The following is a 14,180-nucleotide window of genomic DNA, read 5'->3' on the forward strand; positions in this document are numbered from 1 at the left end:
GTTCTGCAAGGCATCGCCCGCCACCATGCCCGCCCCGGAAGGAACGTGATGAGCCTGCCACGCCGCATCGACCACATCTCCGACCTGCATTTCGGCCGGGTGGACGAGCGCGTGGCCGGGGCGCTGATCGAGACGCTGAACGCCGAGCCGGCCGACCTGGTGGTGATCAGCGGCGACCTGACGATGCGGGCGCGCTCGCGCGAGTACAAGGCGGCGCGCCGCTTCATGGAGGCGCTGCGCGCGCCGCTGCTGGTGGTGCCAGGCAACCACGACATCACCAACTACTGGCCGTGGGAGCGCTTCCTGGACCCGTTCGGCCGCTGGCGCCGCTTCATCGGCGGCGAGACGGAGCCGGTGTGGCGCGACGACCATGTGGCGGTGATCGGGCTGAACACGGTGGTGCGGGGCGGGCTGAACCTCTCCTGGGAGGGGGGGCGGGTGAAGCGCCACCGCCTGAAGCGCCTGCTGAACCGGCTGGAGGAGCTGCCGCCCGGGCTGTTCCGCATCGTCGTGGCGCACCACCCCTTCCTGGCGCCGGAGGATGCGCCGGACACGCCCCTGGCCCGCCGCGCGGCGCCGGCGCTGGAGGCGCTGCAGCGCGCGGGGGTGCGGCTGATCCTCTCGGGCCACCTGCACCGGGGCTATGTGCGGCTTCACCGCGGCGCCGCCGCGCCGGACACGCGGAAGCCGGAGCTGCTGGTGGTGCAGGCCGGCTCGGCCATCTCCACCCGGCTGCGCGGCGAGCCCAACGCCTATAACCGCATCGTCATCCAGGACCACGCGGCGCGCATCGAGCCGCGCCGCTGGAACGGCGAGGCCTGGATCAGCGCCCCCGCCCCCGCCTGGCCCACCACGATGCTGGCGGAAGGCTGAGCCGCCCTCAGCGGATGGGCAGCCGCCAGGCCAGCGGCAGCGCCAGGGCGCAAAGCCCCGCCATCAGCAGGAACACCCCGCCGCCCCAAGCCGCATGGAGCGGCCCCGAGAGCAGGGTGAACACCCCCATCAGCAGCCCGACGCCGAGTGCCGCGTGCAGCGCCTGCGCCGTGCCCGCCTGGGCGGGCGGCACCAGCCGCAGGATCATGTGCATCGCGGCCAGGTGCTGCGCGCCGAAGGTCAGGGCGTGCAGCAGCTGCATCAGCGCCAGGGCCGGCAGCCAGGCGGTGGTAGCCATCAGCCCCCAGCGCAGCACGCCCGCGCCTGCCGCCAGCAGCGCCATGCCGCGCGGCCCGACCCGCGCCAGCAGAGGGCGCGCCAGCAGGAACAGAGCCACCTCCCCCACCACCCCCAGCGCCCAGAGCAGGCCGATGGTGGCGGGCGCGTGCCCCATGGAACCCCAGTGGATGCTGCCGAAGCCGTAATAGGCGGCGTGGCTGCTCTGGATCAGCCCGGACAGCAGCAGCAGCCGCGCGAAGCCGGGCAGGCGCAGCGTGGCGCGGAAGCCGCCCCCCGCCTGCCGCGCCGGCACGGCCGCCGGGCGCGGCATCAGCAGGGTGGCGGCCAGGGTGGCCAGCATGGCCGCGCCGATCATCACCGGCACCGCGCCATGGCCCCACAGCCCGACCAGCCAGCCGGCCAGCACCGCCGCCGCCATGAAGGCCACGGAGCCGGCCGCGCGCACCGGCCCGTAGTCCAGCAGCCCCTGCCGCGCGGCGGCGAGGCAGAGCGCGTCCGCCAGCGGCACCTGCGGCGCCATGGCGATGCCGAGCAGCACCTGCACCAGGATGAAGCCCAGCAACCCCGCCGCCAGCAGGAAGCCGCCCGCCACCAGCAGGCCCAGCAGCGCCAGCCCGCCCAGCAGCAGCCGGGCATCGCCCAGCGCATCCGCCCAGCGCCCGGCCGCCGGCCCCGCCAGCAGCCGCGCCAGCGAGCCCAGCGCCAGGGCCAGCGCGATCTCGCCGGATGACAGGCCCTGCGCGGCCAGGAAGGCCGGCAGGAAGGGCTGCGTGACGCCGATGGCGGCGAAGATGGCGCTCAGCAGCAGGACGTGGCGGAGCACGGGAAAGCGAAGGGCGGAAATGGCGGGCACCAGGGAAGCGGAAAGCGGCGGAGCGGAAAGGCGGCGGGCCGGACCGCGCCCGCCGAGGCCTTCCCTTCTGCCTCAGGCCCGCTCGATGCGCAGCAGGAATCCGTCCACCGCTCCCCGCAGCGCGGCGTTGCGCTGCTGCAGGCCGAGCGCCGCCTCGGACAGGCGGGTGACCTCCTGCTGCGCCTCGCCGGCGGCGCCGCGCACCTCGCCGCTGCGGCGGGCCACCTCGCCCGTGCCATGGGCGGCGGCGGCGGCGGCGCGGGCGATCTCGCGGGTGGCGGCGCCCTGCTCCTCCACCGCCGCGGCAATGCTGCCGCTGATGCGGTCCACCTCCGCGATGGTGCCGGCGATGCCGCTGATCGCCTCCACGGCGGCGCCGGTCGCCTGGCGCATGGCGGCGATCTGGCTGCCGATCTCCTCGGTGGCGCGCGCCGTCTGGCCGGCGAGGTTCTTCACCTCGGAGGCGACCACGGCGAAGCCCTTGCCCGCCTCGCCGGCGCGCGCCGCCTCGATCGTGGCATTGAGCGCCAGCAGGTTGGTCTGGCCCGCGATGTCGCCGATCAGCTTCACCACGTCGCCGATGCGCGCCGCCGCCTCGGTCAGGCTCTGCACCGTCCGGTCGCTGCGGCGGGCGGCCTCGGCCGCGCCGGCGGTGACCTGGGTGGCCTGGGCGGTCTGCCGGGCGATCTCCTGCACCGCCGAGGCCATCTGCTCGGCGGCGGCGGCCACGGTGCGCACCTCCTGCGCCGTGCCGTCGGCGGCGCCGGCCATGGCGCCGCCCGCCTGGGTGGTGTGGTCGGCCACGCGCCGCAGCGTGCCGGCCGCCTCCCCCACCGCCTGGGCGGCCTGGGAAAGCCCGGCCATGGCGGCGTCCACCTCCTGGCGGAAGGTTCCCACCGCGCCGGCATAGACCTCGGCGCGTTGCAGGCGGGCGGTGGCGGCCTCCCGCGCCTGCTCCTCCAGCGTCCGGGCATGGCGCAGGTTCTCGCGCAGGTTCTCGGCCGCGCCCGCCAGCACGCCGATCTCGTCGGCGCGGGCGGCGCCGGGCACGGGCCGGTCCAGGTCGCCGGCCGCCATGCTGGCGATGCCGCCCGTGGTGGCCGAAAGGGGGCGCAGGATGCTGCGGCGGACGGTGACGACCAGCACGCCCCCCAGCAGGGCGAGCCCCGTGCAGACCAGCATCAGCAGCATGACGGAAAGGCGGTCCGCATAGGCGATCGCCTCCTGCGCCGTCCGTTGGCTGGCGGCCCCGGCGCTGCTGGCGGCCCTGTCCAGCATGTCGTTCAGCACCCGCCGGTTGGCCCGGTTGGTCTCGTTGTTGCCCATCATGTTGGCGGCGGCGGGCCCTTCCGCCACGCCCAGGCGGGCGATCTCGGCGCGGAACCGCACGAACTCGCCGGCGACGCGCGCCAGTTCCTCGAAGGCCGGCCGCTCCTCCGGCCGCAGCAGGGACTGCCAGGCCGCCATCTCGGCTTCCAGCCCGGAAAGGGCGCGGCGCAGCGAGGCGGCGGCCTTTTCCGCATCGGCGCCCGGCGCCGCGAAATAGAGCAGGCGGCTGTCGGAGACCGCCTCCATCACCCGCCCGTTCACCCGCTCCACCTGCCAGGCGACCGCCCCGCTCCGCTGCGTCGCGCGCACCTCCTCCTGGTAGCTGGAGAGCGCCCACATGGCGAAGCAGGCCGTGACCAGCGCCACCAGCGCCGAAAGTCCCAGCAGGAGGTAAAGGCGCGTGGCGAGCGAGCGCGACAGCCAGCCGATCATCGGAGCCTCTCTTCGTCCCGGACATGCCGCCGGGCGCGAAAGGGGCCGGCCAGGCGCGGCCATCCTCGGCGGGCGCATGCTTCCATTCCGTTAAGGCGCCCCCGGCCAAATGGCGCCGCCACGCGCGCCGCGGTTGCCAAGCCCCCCCGCTTGGCCCACTTAGAGCGGCAGATGCCCGTTCCCGCCCCGTACTCGTCCTCCACCGCCTCCATGTTTCCCGCGCGCGTCAAGGCCGTCCTGGGTCCGACCAACACCGGCAAGACCCACCTGGCCATCACCCGCATGCTGGCGCATGAGACCGGCATCATCGGCTTTCCGCTGCGGCTCCTGGCGCGGGAGAACTACGACCGCATGGTGGCCGTGAAAGGCGAGCGGCAGGTCGCCCTCATCACCGGCGAGGAGAAGATCCTGCCGCCCGGCGCCAAGTGGTTCGCCTGCACGGTGGAGGCCATGCCGCTCGACCGGCGGGTGGAGTTCGTGGCGGTGGACGAGATCCAGCTCTGCGCCGACCCGGACCGCGGCCATGTCTTCACCGAGCGGCTGCTGCATGCCCGCGGCATGGTCGAGACCATGTTCCTCGGCGCCGAGACCATCCGCCCGCTGCTGCAGCGGCTGGTGCCGCAGGCCGAGATCGAGACGCGGCCGCGCCTGTCGCAGCTCCACTACGCGGGGCCGGCCAAGCTGACGCGGCTGCCGCCCCGCTCCGCCGTGGTCGCCTTCTCCGCCAGCGAGGTCTACGCCATCGCCGAGGCGATCCGCCGCCGGCGCGGCGGCTGCGCGGTGGTGATGGGCCGCCTTTCCCCGCGCACCCGCAACGCCCAGGTGGCGCTCTACCAGAACCGCGAGGTGGACTTCCTGGTGGCGACGGACGCCATCGGCATGGGGCTGAACATGGACGTGGACCATGTGGCCTTCGCCAGCCTGCAGAAGTTCGACGGCCACCGCCCCCGCCCCCTTTCGGCGCAGGAGGCGGCGCAGATCGCCGGCCGCGCCGGGCGCGGCATGCGCGACGGCTCCTTTGGCGTCACCGCCGACTGCCCGCCCCTGCCGGACGAGATGGTGGCCAAGATCGAGGGCCACCACTTCGAGTCGCTGAGCACGCTCGCCTGGCGCAACGCCGACCTGGACCTGTCCGGCATCGACGCCCTGCTCGACAGCCTGGCCGCGCCGCCGCCCGTGCCCGGCCTCGCCAAGGGCAACGACGCGACCGACCACATCACGCTGGAGGCCCTTTCGCGCGATCCGGAGATCCGCCGCCTCGCCCGCGGCAAGGCGCGCATGCGGCTGCTGTGGGAAGCCTGCCAGATCCCGGATTTCCGCAAGCTGGCCGATGACAGCCACACCAAGCTCTGCGCCCGGGTCTTCGGCCATCTGGTCAAGGACGGGCACCTGCCCGCCGACTGGGTGGCCGGCCAGATCGCGCAATGCGCCACCACCGAGGGCGACCTCGACACGCTGATGACACGCCTCTCGGCGATTCGAGTCTGGACCTATATCGCGGCGCGTGCAGACTGGGTGCGCGACGCCGCCCGTTTCCAGGACGCCGCCCGCGCCGCCGAGGATGCCGTCAGCGATGCCCTGCATGAGCGCCTGACCGCCCGCTTCGTCGATCGCCGCGCGGCGCACCTGATACGGCGGCTCGACGAATCAGCCGACGAGCTGCTCTCCGCCGTCAACCGGCAGGGTGAAGTGGTGGTGGAAGGCCACCCGGTTGGCCAAGTGAAGGGTTTCGTGTTTGAACCCGATGCCGCTGCGGGTAATGGGGAAGAGCGCAAGCTTGTCCTGCGTGCCGCCCGCCGTGCCTTGCAGAGTGAGATGCCGAAGCGCGTGACTGAGATCGAAACCGCGTCCGACGACGCTTTCGCCCTGACCCCGTCCCACCGCATCACCTGGAACGGTGACGAGGTCGCCCGCCTGCGGCCCGGGCCCGCCCCGGACAAGCCGCTGGTCGAGCCGCTGCCCTCCGACCTCCTCGACGGCGCGCAGCGCGAGCGCCTCCGGGCACGGCTCGCCACCTGGATCGAGGCGGCGATCAAGCGGGAGTTCGCCCCGCTCGACACGGTGGAGGCCAAGGCGGCCGAGGACGGCACGCTGCGCGGCCCGGCCTTCCGCCTGCGCGAGTATCTCGGCCTGGTGCCCGGCGGCACCGAGGCGGAGGTGAACCCCGAGCTGCGGCAGAAGCTGAAGGCGATCGGCATCCGCGCCGGCCGCTTCGCGCTCTACCTGCCCGAGATGCTGAAGCCCAAGCCCATGGCGCTGCGCGCCCAGCTCTGGGCGCTCAAGGCGGATTGCGACGTGCCGTCCGTGCCGGGCGGCGGCCTGGTGTCCGTGCCGCCGCCGGAAGGCTGGCCGGAAGGCTTCGCCGCCACCATGGGCTGGGTGCAGGCCGGGCCCGTGCTGCTGCGCCTGGACGTGGCCGAGCGCGTGGCGGGCGAGCTTGGCCACCTGACGCGCCGCGCCCCCGCCATGCTGCCGCCCGATGTCGCCAGCCGCCTCGGCGTCAAGGCCGACATCCTGCCCGGCGTGCTGCAGGCGCTGGGCTTCCGCCTGCTGGCGCCGGAGCCGATGGCCGAGGATGCGTTCGGCCCGCCCGCTCCCGCCATGGTCAGCGCCCGTCGCGAGGATCGCGGCCGCTTCCGCCCGGGCGGGCGCCCCGAGGGGCGCCAGGGCGAGCGGCGCGACGGCCGGCAGCCCGACCGCCGCCCCGAGCGGGGTGGCGAGCGCGGCCCGCGCCCGCCGCGCGAGGCCGCCCCCGCCGCCGAGGGCGCGGCCGAGGGCGCGAGCCCGGCGCCGGAGCGCGAGCCGCGCCGCGAGCGTGGCCCGCGCGACCAGGCCGGTGGCGCGCCCCGCTTCCAGGGCAAGGGCGGCCCCCGCCCGCAAGGAGAGCGCCCTCAGGGCGAGCGGCGGCCGCAGGGCGATCGCGGCGATGGCCCGCGCGACCGGCGCGGCCCGCGCAACGACCGTGGCCAGGAGCCGCGCTCCTTCTCCTTCTCGCCCGAGAAGGGCAAGGGGCCGGACCCGGACAGCCCCTTCGCGGTGCTGGCGCGACTGAAGCTGGGCAAGGACTGACTTGGCCGCCGGCGGCGACGAGGACCGGGACTGGCAGCGGCTCGACAAGTGGCTGTGGTGCGCGCGGGTGGCCAAGACCCGCGCGGAGTGTTCCCGCCTCGTGGCGCGCGGCGCGGTGCGGCTGAACCGCCAGCCGGTGGACAAGCCGCATGCCCGGATCCGCCCGGGCGACGTGATGACCCTGGCCCTGGGCGGGCCGGAGCGTGGCACGGTCAAGGTCTGGCGCGTCCTGTCCCTCGCCCTCCGGCGCGGCCCCGCCCCCGAGGCGCGGGCGCTCTACGAGGACCTCACCAGGCCGGCTTCCGCGGAAGCGGCGCCGCCCCAGGTGCCACCCCAGGCGCCACCGGCCGAACCCTGAGCCGTGCCATGCCCCAGGCGGGACGCGCCATGCCCCAGGCGGGATGCGCCATGCCCCAGGCGGGGCCGGGCCATCGCAGAAAGGCGGTTGCGCGGGCGGGGATTGCGGTCCATCTCTCCGCCGCGCGCCGGGCTGTGTGGACCGGGTGGCAGAAGGATTGGGGCCCGTGACTTACGTCGTCACCGAGAACTGCATTCGCTGCAAGTACATGGACTGCGTGGAAGTCTGTCCGGTGGACTGCTTCTATGTGGGCGAGAACATGCTGGTCATTCATCCCGATGAATGCATCGATTGCGGCGTCTGCGAGCCCGAATGCCCGGCCGAGGCCATCTTCCCCGACAGCGACGACCGCGCCGCCGAATGGGCCGAGCTGAACCGCACCTATGCCCAGCAATGGCCGAACATCACCCGCAAGGGCGAGGCCCCGGCCGATGCCGAGGAATGGAACGGCAAGCCCGACAAGAAGGCCCTGTTCGACCCGGCACCGGGCACCGCGTGACGAATCACGCGTTTTTTGCTATCCTGCGATTTGGCCCTGGTTGTCCGCGCCCAGGCGCGGCCCCAGCTTTTCTGGGTGCGTGAGGCGATGATCCCGCTGCCGGTTGCTTCCGGCGGCGCGGCCCCTTTCAGCACTTGCGGTTCGCAGGAGTAGACAGCGGATGAAGTCACCCGCCGGCGCGAGATCCACCAGCACACCACCCGAGCCGGCTCCGGCGGAACCCCGAGCCTCCTCCCGCACCCTACCCGGACGTCGCCCTGGCATGTCGGAATCGCAAAGCCCCTCTCCCACCGAGGGCGGCTCCTCCCGCCCCGTGCCGCCGCCCAAGCCGCTCGGCAACCAGGGCAGCGAGTTCAGGGCGGGCGACCATGTGGTGTATCCGACGCATGGCGTGGGCCAGGTGCAGGGCATCGAGAGCATGGCGGTGGCCGGCACGGAGCTGAAGGTGATCATCGTCACCTTCGAGGAGAACCGCATGACGCTGCGGGTGCCGCTGAACAAGGCGGCCTCCTCGGGCCTGCGCAAGCTGGCCAACACCGGCATGATGGGCGAGGCGCTGGAGACGCTGAAGGGCCGCGCCCGCATCAAGCGCACCATGTGGTCCCGCCGCGCCCAGGAATACGAGCAGAAGATCAACAGCGGCGACCCGGTGCAGATCGCCGAGGTGGTGCGCGACCTGCACCGCAACGCCGGCCAGCCCGACCAGTCCTTTTCCGAGCGGCAGATCTACGAGCTGGCCATGGACCGCCTCGCCGCCGAGGTCGCGGCCATCGACGGCACGGACAAGAACGCGGCGATGAACAAGCTGCTGGAACACCTGAAGCAGGGCTGACCGCCCGGGCGGAGGGCCGGAGCCGGGGGAGAGATCCCCCGGCTTTTTTCGTGCCCTTCCCTCCCCACCGGCGGAGGGCATGAAAAAAACCCCGGAGGTTTCCCTCCGGGGCCATTTCCGCCGCGTTCCGTGGCAGCGGGCGTCAGTCCTGCTGGCGCACGCCCATGAACTGCAGCAGCAGCTGGAACAGGTTGATGAAGTTCAGGTACAGCCCAAGCGCGTCGAACACGCTGCGCTTGGCGGCGATGTCCGTGCCCTCGGCATAGGCATACTCGACATAGTCGGACTTGATCCGCTGCGTGTCATAGGCGGTCAGGCCCACGAACACCACGACGCCGATGACGCTGATGGCGAACTGCAGCGCGGACGAGCCCACGAACATGTTCACCAGGCTCGCGATGATGATGCCGATCAGGCCCATCATCATGAAGGCGCCGAGCTTCGTCAGGTCCGCCTTGGTGGTGTAGCCGTACAGGCTCACGGCGGCGAACATGCCGGCGGTGATGAAGAAGGTGCTGGCGATCGAGGCGCCCACATAGACGGCGAAGATGTTCGCCATGCTGGCGCCCATGGCGGCGCAGAACACCCAGAACAGCGCCTGCACCGTGCCCTTGCTCATCCGGTTGATGCCGAAGGAGAGCACCAGCACGAAGGCGAGCGGGGCGAACATGGCCGCGAAGCCCAGGATGGTCGGCTGCGTGGCCAGGCCGCGCGGCGTGCGGACAACCGTGTAGAACAGGTCGGCCGCGCCGGTGTTGGCGATGACATAGGCAACGATCGCCGTCAGCAGCAGGCCGGAGGCCATCCAGTTGTAGACGCGCAGCATGTAGGACCGCAGCCCGGCATCGACGGCGGCCGCGTCGGCAGTCGCGGTGCGACCCCAGCCCGGCGCACCCGTCGTGTATCGATAGTCGGGACCAGTGGCCATAGGTGTCTCAACTCCTCCCAGCGCGGAGAATCCGCGGGTCATGATCAATATGGACTATCGGTAATCTCGTTCAACGGGAATCACGGGCAAGGCCGTGCCCAACGCACAGAATTCATCGGACTTTCTCCATCATGGGGGCTCATTCGTTGCGCAACAGTGGCGCCGCCCGGGCGCGCAGCGCCAGCGCCGTGCCGGCATAGCCCAGCAGCAGGGTCAGCAGCGTGCAGCCGAGGATGGTGGCGGCGAGCGTCCCCGGCAGGAACACCCAGTCGGTCCGCATCACCCAGCGTGCCACGGCCCAGCTCGCCGCCGTGCCGCAGAGCGCGGCGATGACCCCCGCCGTGGCGCCGAGCAGCCCGAACTCCACCATCCAGGCGCGGCGCACCTGGGCGCGCGTGGCGCCCACCACCTTCAGCACCACCGCGTCCCGCACCCGGCGGCGCTGGCCGGCGGCCATGGCGCCCGCCAGCACCAGCCCGCCCGCCAGCAGCGTGACCCCCGCCACGGCCGAGACGGCGGTGCCCAGCCGCTCCAGCAGCCCCGAGACCGCCTCCAACGCATCCCGCACGCGGATGCCGGACACGTTGGGAAAGGCATCGGTGATGGCGCGCAGCACGGCGGCGTCCCGCGCCGGGTCGCCGCGCAGCGTGGCGATGTGGGTGTGCGGCGCCGCCTCCAGCAGCCCGGGCGAGGCGATCAGCACGAAGTTCAGCCCCAGTCCCTGCCACTCGATCTGCCGCAGGCTGGCGATCCTCAGCGAGACGTCGCGGCCCAGCACGTCCACCGTTACCTCGTCGCCGATGGTGACGCCCCAGCCCTCGGCCAGCCGCGCGTCCAGCGAGAGCAGCGGCGGGCCGCTGTAGTCGGCCGGCCACCATTCGCCGCCCACCAGCCGCGTGCCCTCGGGCGGCGTCGCGGCATAGGTCAGGCCGCGGTCGCCGCGCAGCGCCCAGGCGGTGTCGCCCGTGGTGCGCACCTGCTCCACCGGCACGCCCTTGATGGCGGTGATGCGGGCGCGCAGCGATGGCACGCGGCGGATCTCGGCCACGCCGGGCTGCGCCATGGCCAGTTCGTCGAAGCGCCGCGCCTGGTCGGACTGGATGTCGATGAAATAGAAGTTCGGCGCCGCCTCGGGGAGCTGGTCCCGGATCTGGCGGCGCATGTTGCCCTCGATCATGGCCACCGCCGAGAGGGTGGTGAGGCCGATGCCCAGCGCCACCAGCAGCAGCGCGGTGGGCGCGCCGGGGCGGTGCAGGTTGGCGAGCCCCAGGCGCAGCGCGGGGCGCCGCTGGTGCCGCCAGCGCCGCGCCAGCGCCATCAGCGCGGAGGCGCCGAGGCGGAACAGCAGCAGCGTGCCGCCGGCGGCGGCGCAGAAGCCGAGCGCGAAGCCCGGCTGCTCGGCGCTGGCCACCACCAGCGCCACCAGCGCCAGGGCGGCGGCGGCGTTCACCGCCAGCAGCGACCAGCGCGGCCGCGCCTGCCCGCCCTGCACCACGTCGCGGAACAGCGCGGCGCCGGGGATCTCGCGCGCGCGGCCGAGCGGCCAGAGGGCGAAGGTCAGCGCCGTCAGCACGCCATAGAGCGCCGCCTGGGCCAGCGGCAGGGGATAGAAGCCGAGGCGCGGCGGCACCGGCAGGGCGCCTTCCAGCGCCCGCGCCGCCAGCACGGAAAGCCCCTGCCCCAGCGCCAGCCCCAGCACGATGCCGAGCGCCGCCAGCACCAGCACCTGGATGAGATAGGTGGTGAAGATCACCCGCGCCGGCGCGCCCAGGCAGCGCAACGTGGCGATGGTGCGCGCCCGCTGGTCCAGCCAGGCGCGCACGCCGGTGGCGACGCCGATGCCCCCCACCAGCAGCGCCGTCAGCCCGGCGAGCGTCAGGAAGGAGGCGGCGCGGTCGAGGAAGCGGTTGACGCCGGGCGAGGCCTCCGCCGCGCCGCGGATGCGCCAGCCGCCATCGTCATGCGCTGCCCGCAGCGCCTCGCCGAAGGGACCGGGCGCCATGCCGGGCGGCAGGGCGATGCGGTATTCGTACTGCACCAGGCTGCCGGGCTGGATCAGCGCCGTGTCCGGCAGGCTTTCCAGCGCGATCATGGCGCGCGGCCCGAGAATGGCGGGGCTCGCCACCTTGTCCGGCTCGGCGCGGATGGTGCCGGCATGGCGCAGGGAGGCCTCGCCCAGCCGCACCATGTCGCCGGGGGAGACGCCCAGGCGCTCGGCCACCAGCGGGTCCAGCGCCACCTCGCCGGGGGCGAGGTGGCCGCCCCGCGCGGCCGGCAGCGGCGGCTCCAGCTCCAGCGCGCCATAAAGGGGGTAGCTCCCGTCCACCGCCTTCAGCTCCACCAGCGTGCGCTCGCCCGAGGGCGCGACGGCCATGGCGCGCATCTCCACCACCTCGGACAGGCGCGTGCCGCGGCCGGTGATCCAGTCCCGCGCCGCCTGCGGCATGGGGCGGTAGGAGACGCGCACCGAAAGGTCGCCGCCCAGGATGCGGGCGCCGTCGGCGGACAGCCCTGCCTGGATGCCGGCGCGCAGCGTGCCCACGGCGGCGATGGCGCCGACCCCCAGCGCCAGGCAGGCCAGCACGATGCGCAGGCCCCGCAATCCGCCGCGCAGCTCGCGCCGGGCGAATCGGAGGCTCAGCCCGGAGGTGCCTCGGCCGAAGGCGCCGCTCATGCCGGGGACGCCGCCGGGGAGGAGGCGGCCAGGGCCGTGTCCTCCGCCAGCAGCCCGTCCGCCATGCGCAGGCGGCGGCCGCAGCGCGCGGCGAGCGCGGGATCGTGGGTGATCAGCAGCAGGGTGGTGCCGAGCTGCTCGCGCAGGCCGAACAGCAGGTCCATCACCGCCTGGCCGGTGGCGCCGTCCAGGTTGCCGGTGGGCTCGTCGGCCAGCAGCAGGCTGGGCTCGCCCACCACGGCGCGGGCCAGCGCCACGCGCTGCTGCTCGCCGCCCGAGAGCTGGCCGGGGTAGTGCCCGAGCCGGTGGCCGAGGCCCACGCGCTCCAGCGCCACCCGGGCGCGGTCGAAGGCATCGTCGCGTCCGGCGAATTCCAGCGGCACCGCCACGTTCTCCAGCGCCGTCATGGTGGGGATCAGGTGGAAGGCCTGGAAGACGATGCCGAGATGGTCCCGGCGGAAGCGCGCGAGGCCATCCTCGTCCAGCGCGCCGAGATCGGTGCCGGCGACGGTGAGCCTGCCGCCCGTGGCGCGCTCCAGCCCGGCCAGCAGCATCAGCAGCGAGGTCTTGCCGGAGCCGGAAGGGCCCACCAGCCCCACCGCCTCCCCTTGTTTCATGTCCAGATCGAGGCCGCGGAGGATGTTGACCTCACCCCCCGGCCCCGCCACCTTGAAGGCGAGCCCGCGGGCCTCGATGAGGTTTGCGTCGCGTCCGGCCCCCGCGGGGGGCCTCGCAGCGGGGGAACGGATGGCGTTCGGTGCGTCCAGCATGTTCCGCAGATATGGCCGCCGTGCCGCACTGCGAAGATCTGCTCTCGGTATCGGAATATTTCTTTCGGTGCGGCCGGCCGGGGCGCGGGCGGCGCAGCCGGCCGGCGAGGTGCGGCTGCTGATCCTGGGGGACTCGATCACCGCCGGCTACGGGCTGGCGCCGGAGGAGGCCTTTCCCGCCCAGCTCCAGCGGCTGCTGCGGGAAGCGGGGGAAGCGGTGCGCGTCATCCCCGCCGGCGTCTCGGGCGATACCACGGCGGGCGGCAGGGCGCGGCTCGACTGGGCGCTGGCCGACCGGCCGCAGGCGGTGATCGTGGCGCTCGGCGGCAATGACGGGCTGCGCGGCCTGCCGCCGGCCGACAGCCACGCCAACCTCGACGACATCCTGAACCGGCTGAAGGCGCGCGGCCTGCCTACCCTGCTGGCCGGCATGCTGGCGCCGCCCAATCTCGGCGCCGACTATGGGCGCGACTTCGCCGCCACCTTCACCCGGCTGGCCGAGGCGCATCCGGAGGCCGTCTTCTATCCCTTCCTGCTGGAGGGTGTCGCGGGGGAGCCGGCGCTGAACCAGCCGGACCGCATCCACCCCAATGCGCGGGGCGCGGCCGAGATGGCGCGGCGCATGCTGCCCGCCGTGCGGGAGCTTCTGTCCAAGGTGCAGGGAGGTTGAGCCACCATGCCACGCCTGTTCGTCGCCCTGCCCCTGCCGGAGCCGTTGCGGGAGCAGCTCTCCGACCTCGCGGGCGGCATTCCCGGCGCGCGCTGGGTGCCGCCCGAGAACTACCACCTGACGCTGCGCTTCATCGGCGAGACCGAGGGCTGGCGGGCCGATGAGCTGGACGAGGCGCTGGCCGGCATCCGCGCCAAGCCCTTCGCGCTGCAACTGGCGGGGCTCGACATCTTCGAGAAGGCGGGGCGCATCCATTCCCTGCATGTGAAGGCGGAGCGGAGCGAGCCGCTGGCGCACCTGCAATCGAAGGTCGAGACGGCGCTGCAACGCGCGGGCCTGCCCCCCGAGCGCCGCCGCTTCACCCCCCACGTGACGCTGGCGCGCACCGACAAGGCGGCGCCGGACAAGCTGATCAGCTTCGTCCAGGCGCACAACCTGTTCCGCCCCCCGCCCGTGGCGGTGACGCATTTCTCCCTGTTCTCCTCCCGTCTCGGCAAGGAACAGGCGCATTACGAGGCCGAGGTGGACTACCTGCTGGAAGGCCAGCCGGACGATCACCGCGGGCTTGCCCCGCGCGAAGCGGAGTTCTAGGC

12 protein-coding genes are annotated in these 14,180 nt (G+C 73.5%); 7 read left to right on the forward strand and 5 right to left on the reverse strand.

What is annotated here, in order from left to right:
- Nucleotides 1–48: 48 nt before the first annotated feature.
- Entirely contained in the window at nt 49–873 is an 825-nt protein-coding gene (locus CR162_RS04595; protein ID WP_099094366.1) for a metallophosphoesterase family protein, read from the forward strand.
- 7 nt (nt 874–880) lie between these two features.
- On the opposite strand, the gene CR162_RS04600 is transcribed toward CR162_RS04595, so the two are convergent.
- Both CR162_RS04600 and CR162_RS04605 read right to left on the reverse strand, forming a co-directional pair.
- Nucleotides 881–1,996 carry an MFS transporter gene (locus CR162_RS04600; protein WP_176559718.1) on the reverse strand — a complete coding sequence of 372 codons (1,116 nt, stop codon included), beginning with the start codon at nt 1,994–1,996 and terminating at the stop codon, nt 881–883.
- Nucleotides 1,997–2,098: 102 nt separating this feature from the next.
- Nucleotides 2,099–3,787, reverse strand: a complete 1,689-nt coding sequence (locus CR162_RS04605) for a methyl-accepting chemotaxis protein (RefSeq protein WP_099094368.1) — start codon at nt 3,785–3,787, stop codon at nt 2,099–2,101.
- Nucleotides 3,788–3,958: 171 nt separating this feature from the next.
- Here CR162_RS04605 and CR162_RS04610 point away from each other — a divergent pair, with 171 nt between their 5' ends.
- The 4 genes from CR162_RS04610 to CR162_RS04625 all read left to right on the forward strand — a co-directional run bounded on the left by CR162_RS04610 (nt 3,959) and on the right by CR162_RS04625 (nt 8,545).
- Nucleotides 3,959–6,856 carry a helicase-related protein gene (locus CR162_RS04610; RefSeq protein WP_245870125.1) on the forward strand — a complete coding sequence of 966 codons (2,898 nt, stop codon included), beginning with the start codon at nt 3,959–3,961 and terminating at the stop codon, nt 6,854–6,856.
- 1 nt (nt 6,857) lies between these two features.
- Nucleotides 6,858–7,214, forward strand: coding sequence for an RNA-binding S4 domain-containing protein (locus CR162_RS04615; RefSeq protein ID WP_099094369.1), 357 nt, complete (start codon nt 6,858–6,860; stop codon nt 7,212–7,214).
- Between the two features lie 166 nt (nt 7,215–7,380).
- Entirely contained in the window at nt 7,381–7,713 is a 333-nt protein-coding gene (gene fdxA, locus CR162_RS04620; RefSeq protein WP_099094370.1) for a ferredoxin FdxA, read from the forward strand.
- A 262-nt stretch (nt 7,714–7,975) separates the two neighbouring features.
- Nucleotides 7,976–8,545: a CarD family transcriptional regulator gene (locus tag CR162_RS04625; protein WP_099094371.1), complete on the forward strand. Its 570-nt coding sequence runs from the start codon at nt 7,976–7,978 to the stop codon at nt 8,543–8,545.
- 142 nt (nt 8,546–8,687) lie between these two features.
- Here the strand turns inward: CR162_RS04625 and CR162_RS04630 are convergent, their stop codons facing one another.
- From CR162_RS04630 to CR162_RS04640, 3 genes are all read right to left on the reverse strand, one after another.
- A complete protein-coding gene (locus CR162_RS04630) occupies nt 8,688–9,473 on the reverse strand; it encodes a Bax inhibitor-1/YccA family protein (RefSeq protein WP_099094372.1) in 786 nt (261 codons plus the stop codon).
- A 139-nt stretch (nt 9,474–9,612) separates the two neighbouring features.
- On the reverse strand, nt 9,613–12,147 hold the full coding sequence (locus tag CR162_RS04635) for an ABC transporter permease (RefSeq protein ID WP_099094373.1): 2,535 nt from the start codon (nt 12,145–12,147) through the stop codon (nt 9,613–9,615).
- Nucleotides 12,144–12,917: an ABC transporter ATP-binding protein gene (locus CR162_RS04640; RefSeq protein ID WP_099094374.1), complete on the reverse strand. Its 774-nt coding sequence runs from the start codon at nt 12,915–12,917 to the stop codon at nt 12,144–12,146. The genes CR162_RS04635 and CR162_RS04640 overlap by 4 nt, the downstream gene beginning before the upstream one ends.
- 67 nt (nt 12,918–12,984) lie before the next feature.
- Between CR162_RS04640 and CR162_RS04645 the strand changes: the two genes are divergently transcribed.
- Together CR162_RS04645 and thpR are read left to right on the forward strand one after the other, a co-directional pair.
- Nucleotides 12,985–13,587: an arylesterase gene (locus tag CR162_RS04645; RefSeq protein WP_456316208.1), complete on the forward strand. Its 603-nt coding sequence runs from the start codon at nt 12,985–12,987 to the stop codon at nt 13,585–13,587.
- Nucleotides 13,588–13,593: 6 nt separating this feature from the next.
- Nucleotides 13,594–14,178, forward strand: a complete 585-nt coding sequence (thpR, locus tag CR162_RS04650) for an RNA 2',3'-cyclic phosphodiesterase (RefSeq protein ID WP_099094375.1) — start codon at nt 13,594–13,596, stop codon at nt 14,176–14,178.
- Nucleotides 14,179–14,180: the final 2 nt, after the last annotated feature.

It is taken from the genome of Teichococcus rhizosphaerae (assembly GCF_002631185.1).
GTDB lineage: Bacteria > Pseudomonadota > Alphaproteobacteria > Acetobacterales > Acetobacteraceae > Pseudoroseomonas > Pseudoroseomonas rhizosphaerae.

Bases quoted from the DNA above. Each gene is read 5' to 3' on its own strand.
- CR162_RS04630 (WP_099094372.1), bottom strand. From the start codon at position 9,473: ATGGCCACTGGTCCCGACTATCGATACACGACGGGTGCGCCGGGCTGG.
- CR162_RS04625 (WP_099094371.1), top strand. From the start codon at position 7,976: ATGTCGGAATCGCAAAGCCCCTCTCCCACCGAGGGCGGCTCCTCCCGC.
- CR162_RS04640 (WP_099094374.1), bottom strand. From the start codon at position 12,917: ATGCTGGACGCACCGAACGCCATCCGTTCCCCCGCTGCGAGGCCCCCC.
- thpR (WP_099094375.1), top strand. From the start codon at position 13,594: ATGCCACGCCTGTTCGTCGCCCTGCCCCTGCCGGAGCCGTTGCGGGAG.
- CR162_RS04610 (WP_245870125.1), top strand. From the start codon at position 3,959: ATGCCCGTTCCCGCCCCGTACTCGTCCTCCACCGCCTCCATGTTTCCC.
- CR162_RS04635 (WP_099094373.1), bottom strand. From the start codon at position 12,147: ATGAGCGGCGCCTTCGGCCGAGGCACCTCCGGGCTGAGCCTCCGATTC.
- CR162_RS04605 (WP_099094368.1), bottom strand. From the start codon at position 3,787: ATGATCGGCTGGCTGTCGCGCTCGCTCGCCACGCGCCTTTACCTCCTG.
- CR162_RS04595 (WP_099094366.1), top strand. From the start codon at position 49: ATGAGCCTGCCACGCCGCATCGACCACATCTCCGACCTGCATTTCGGC.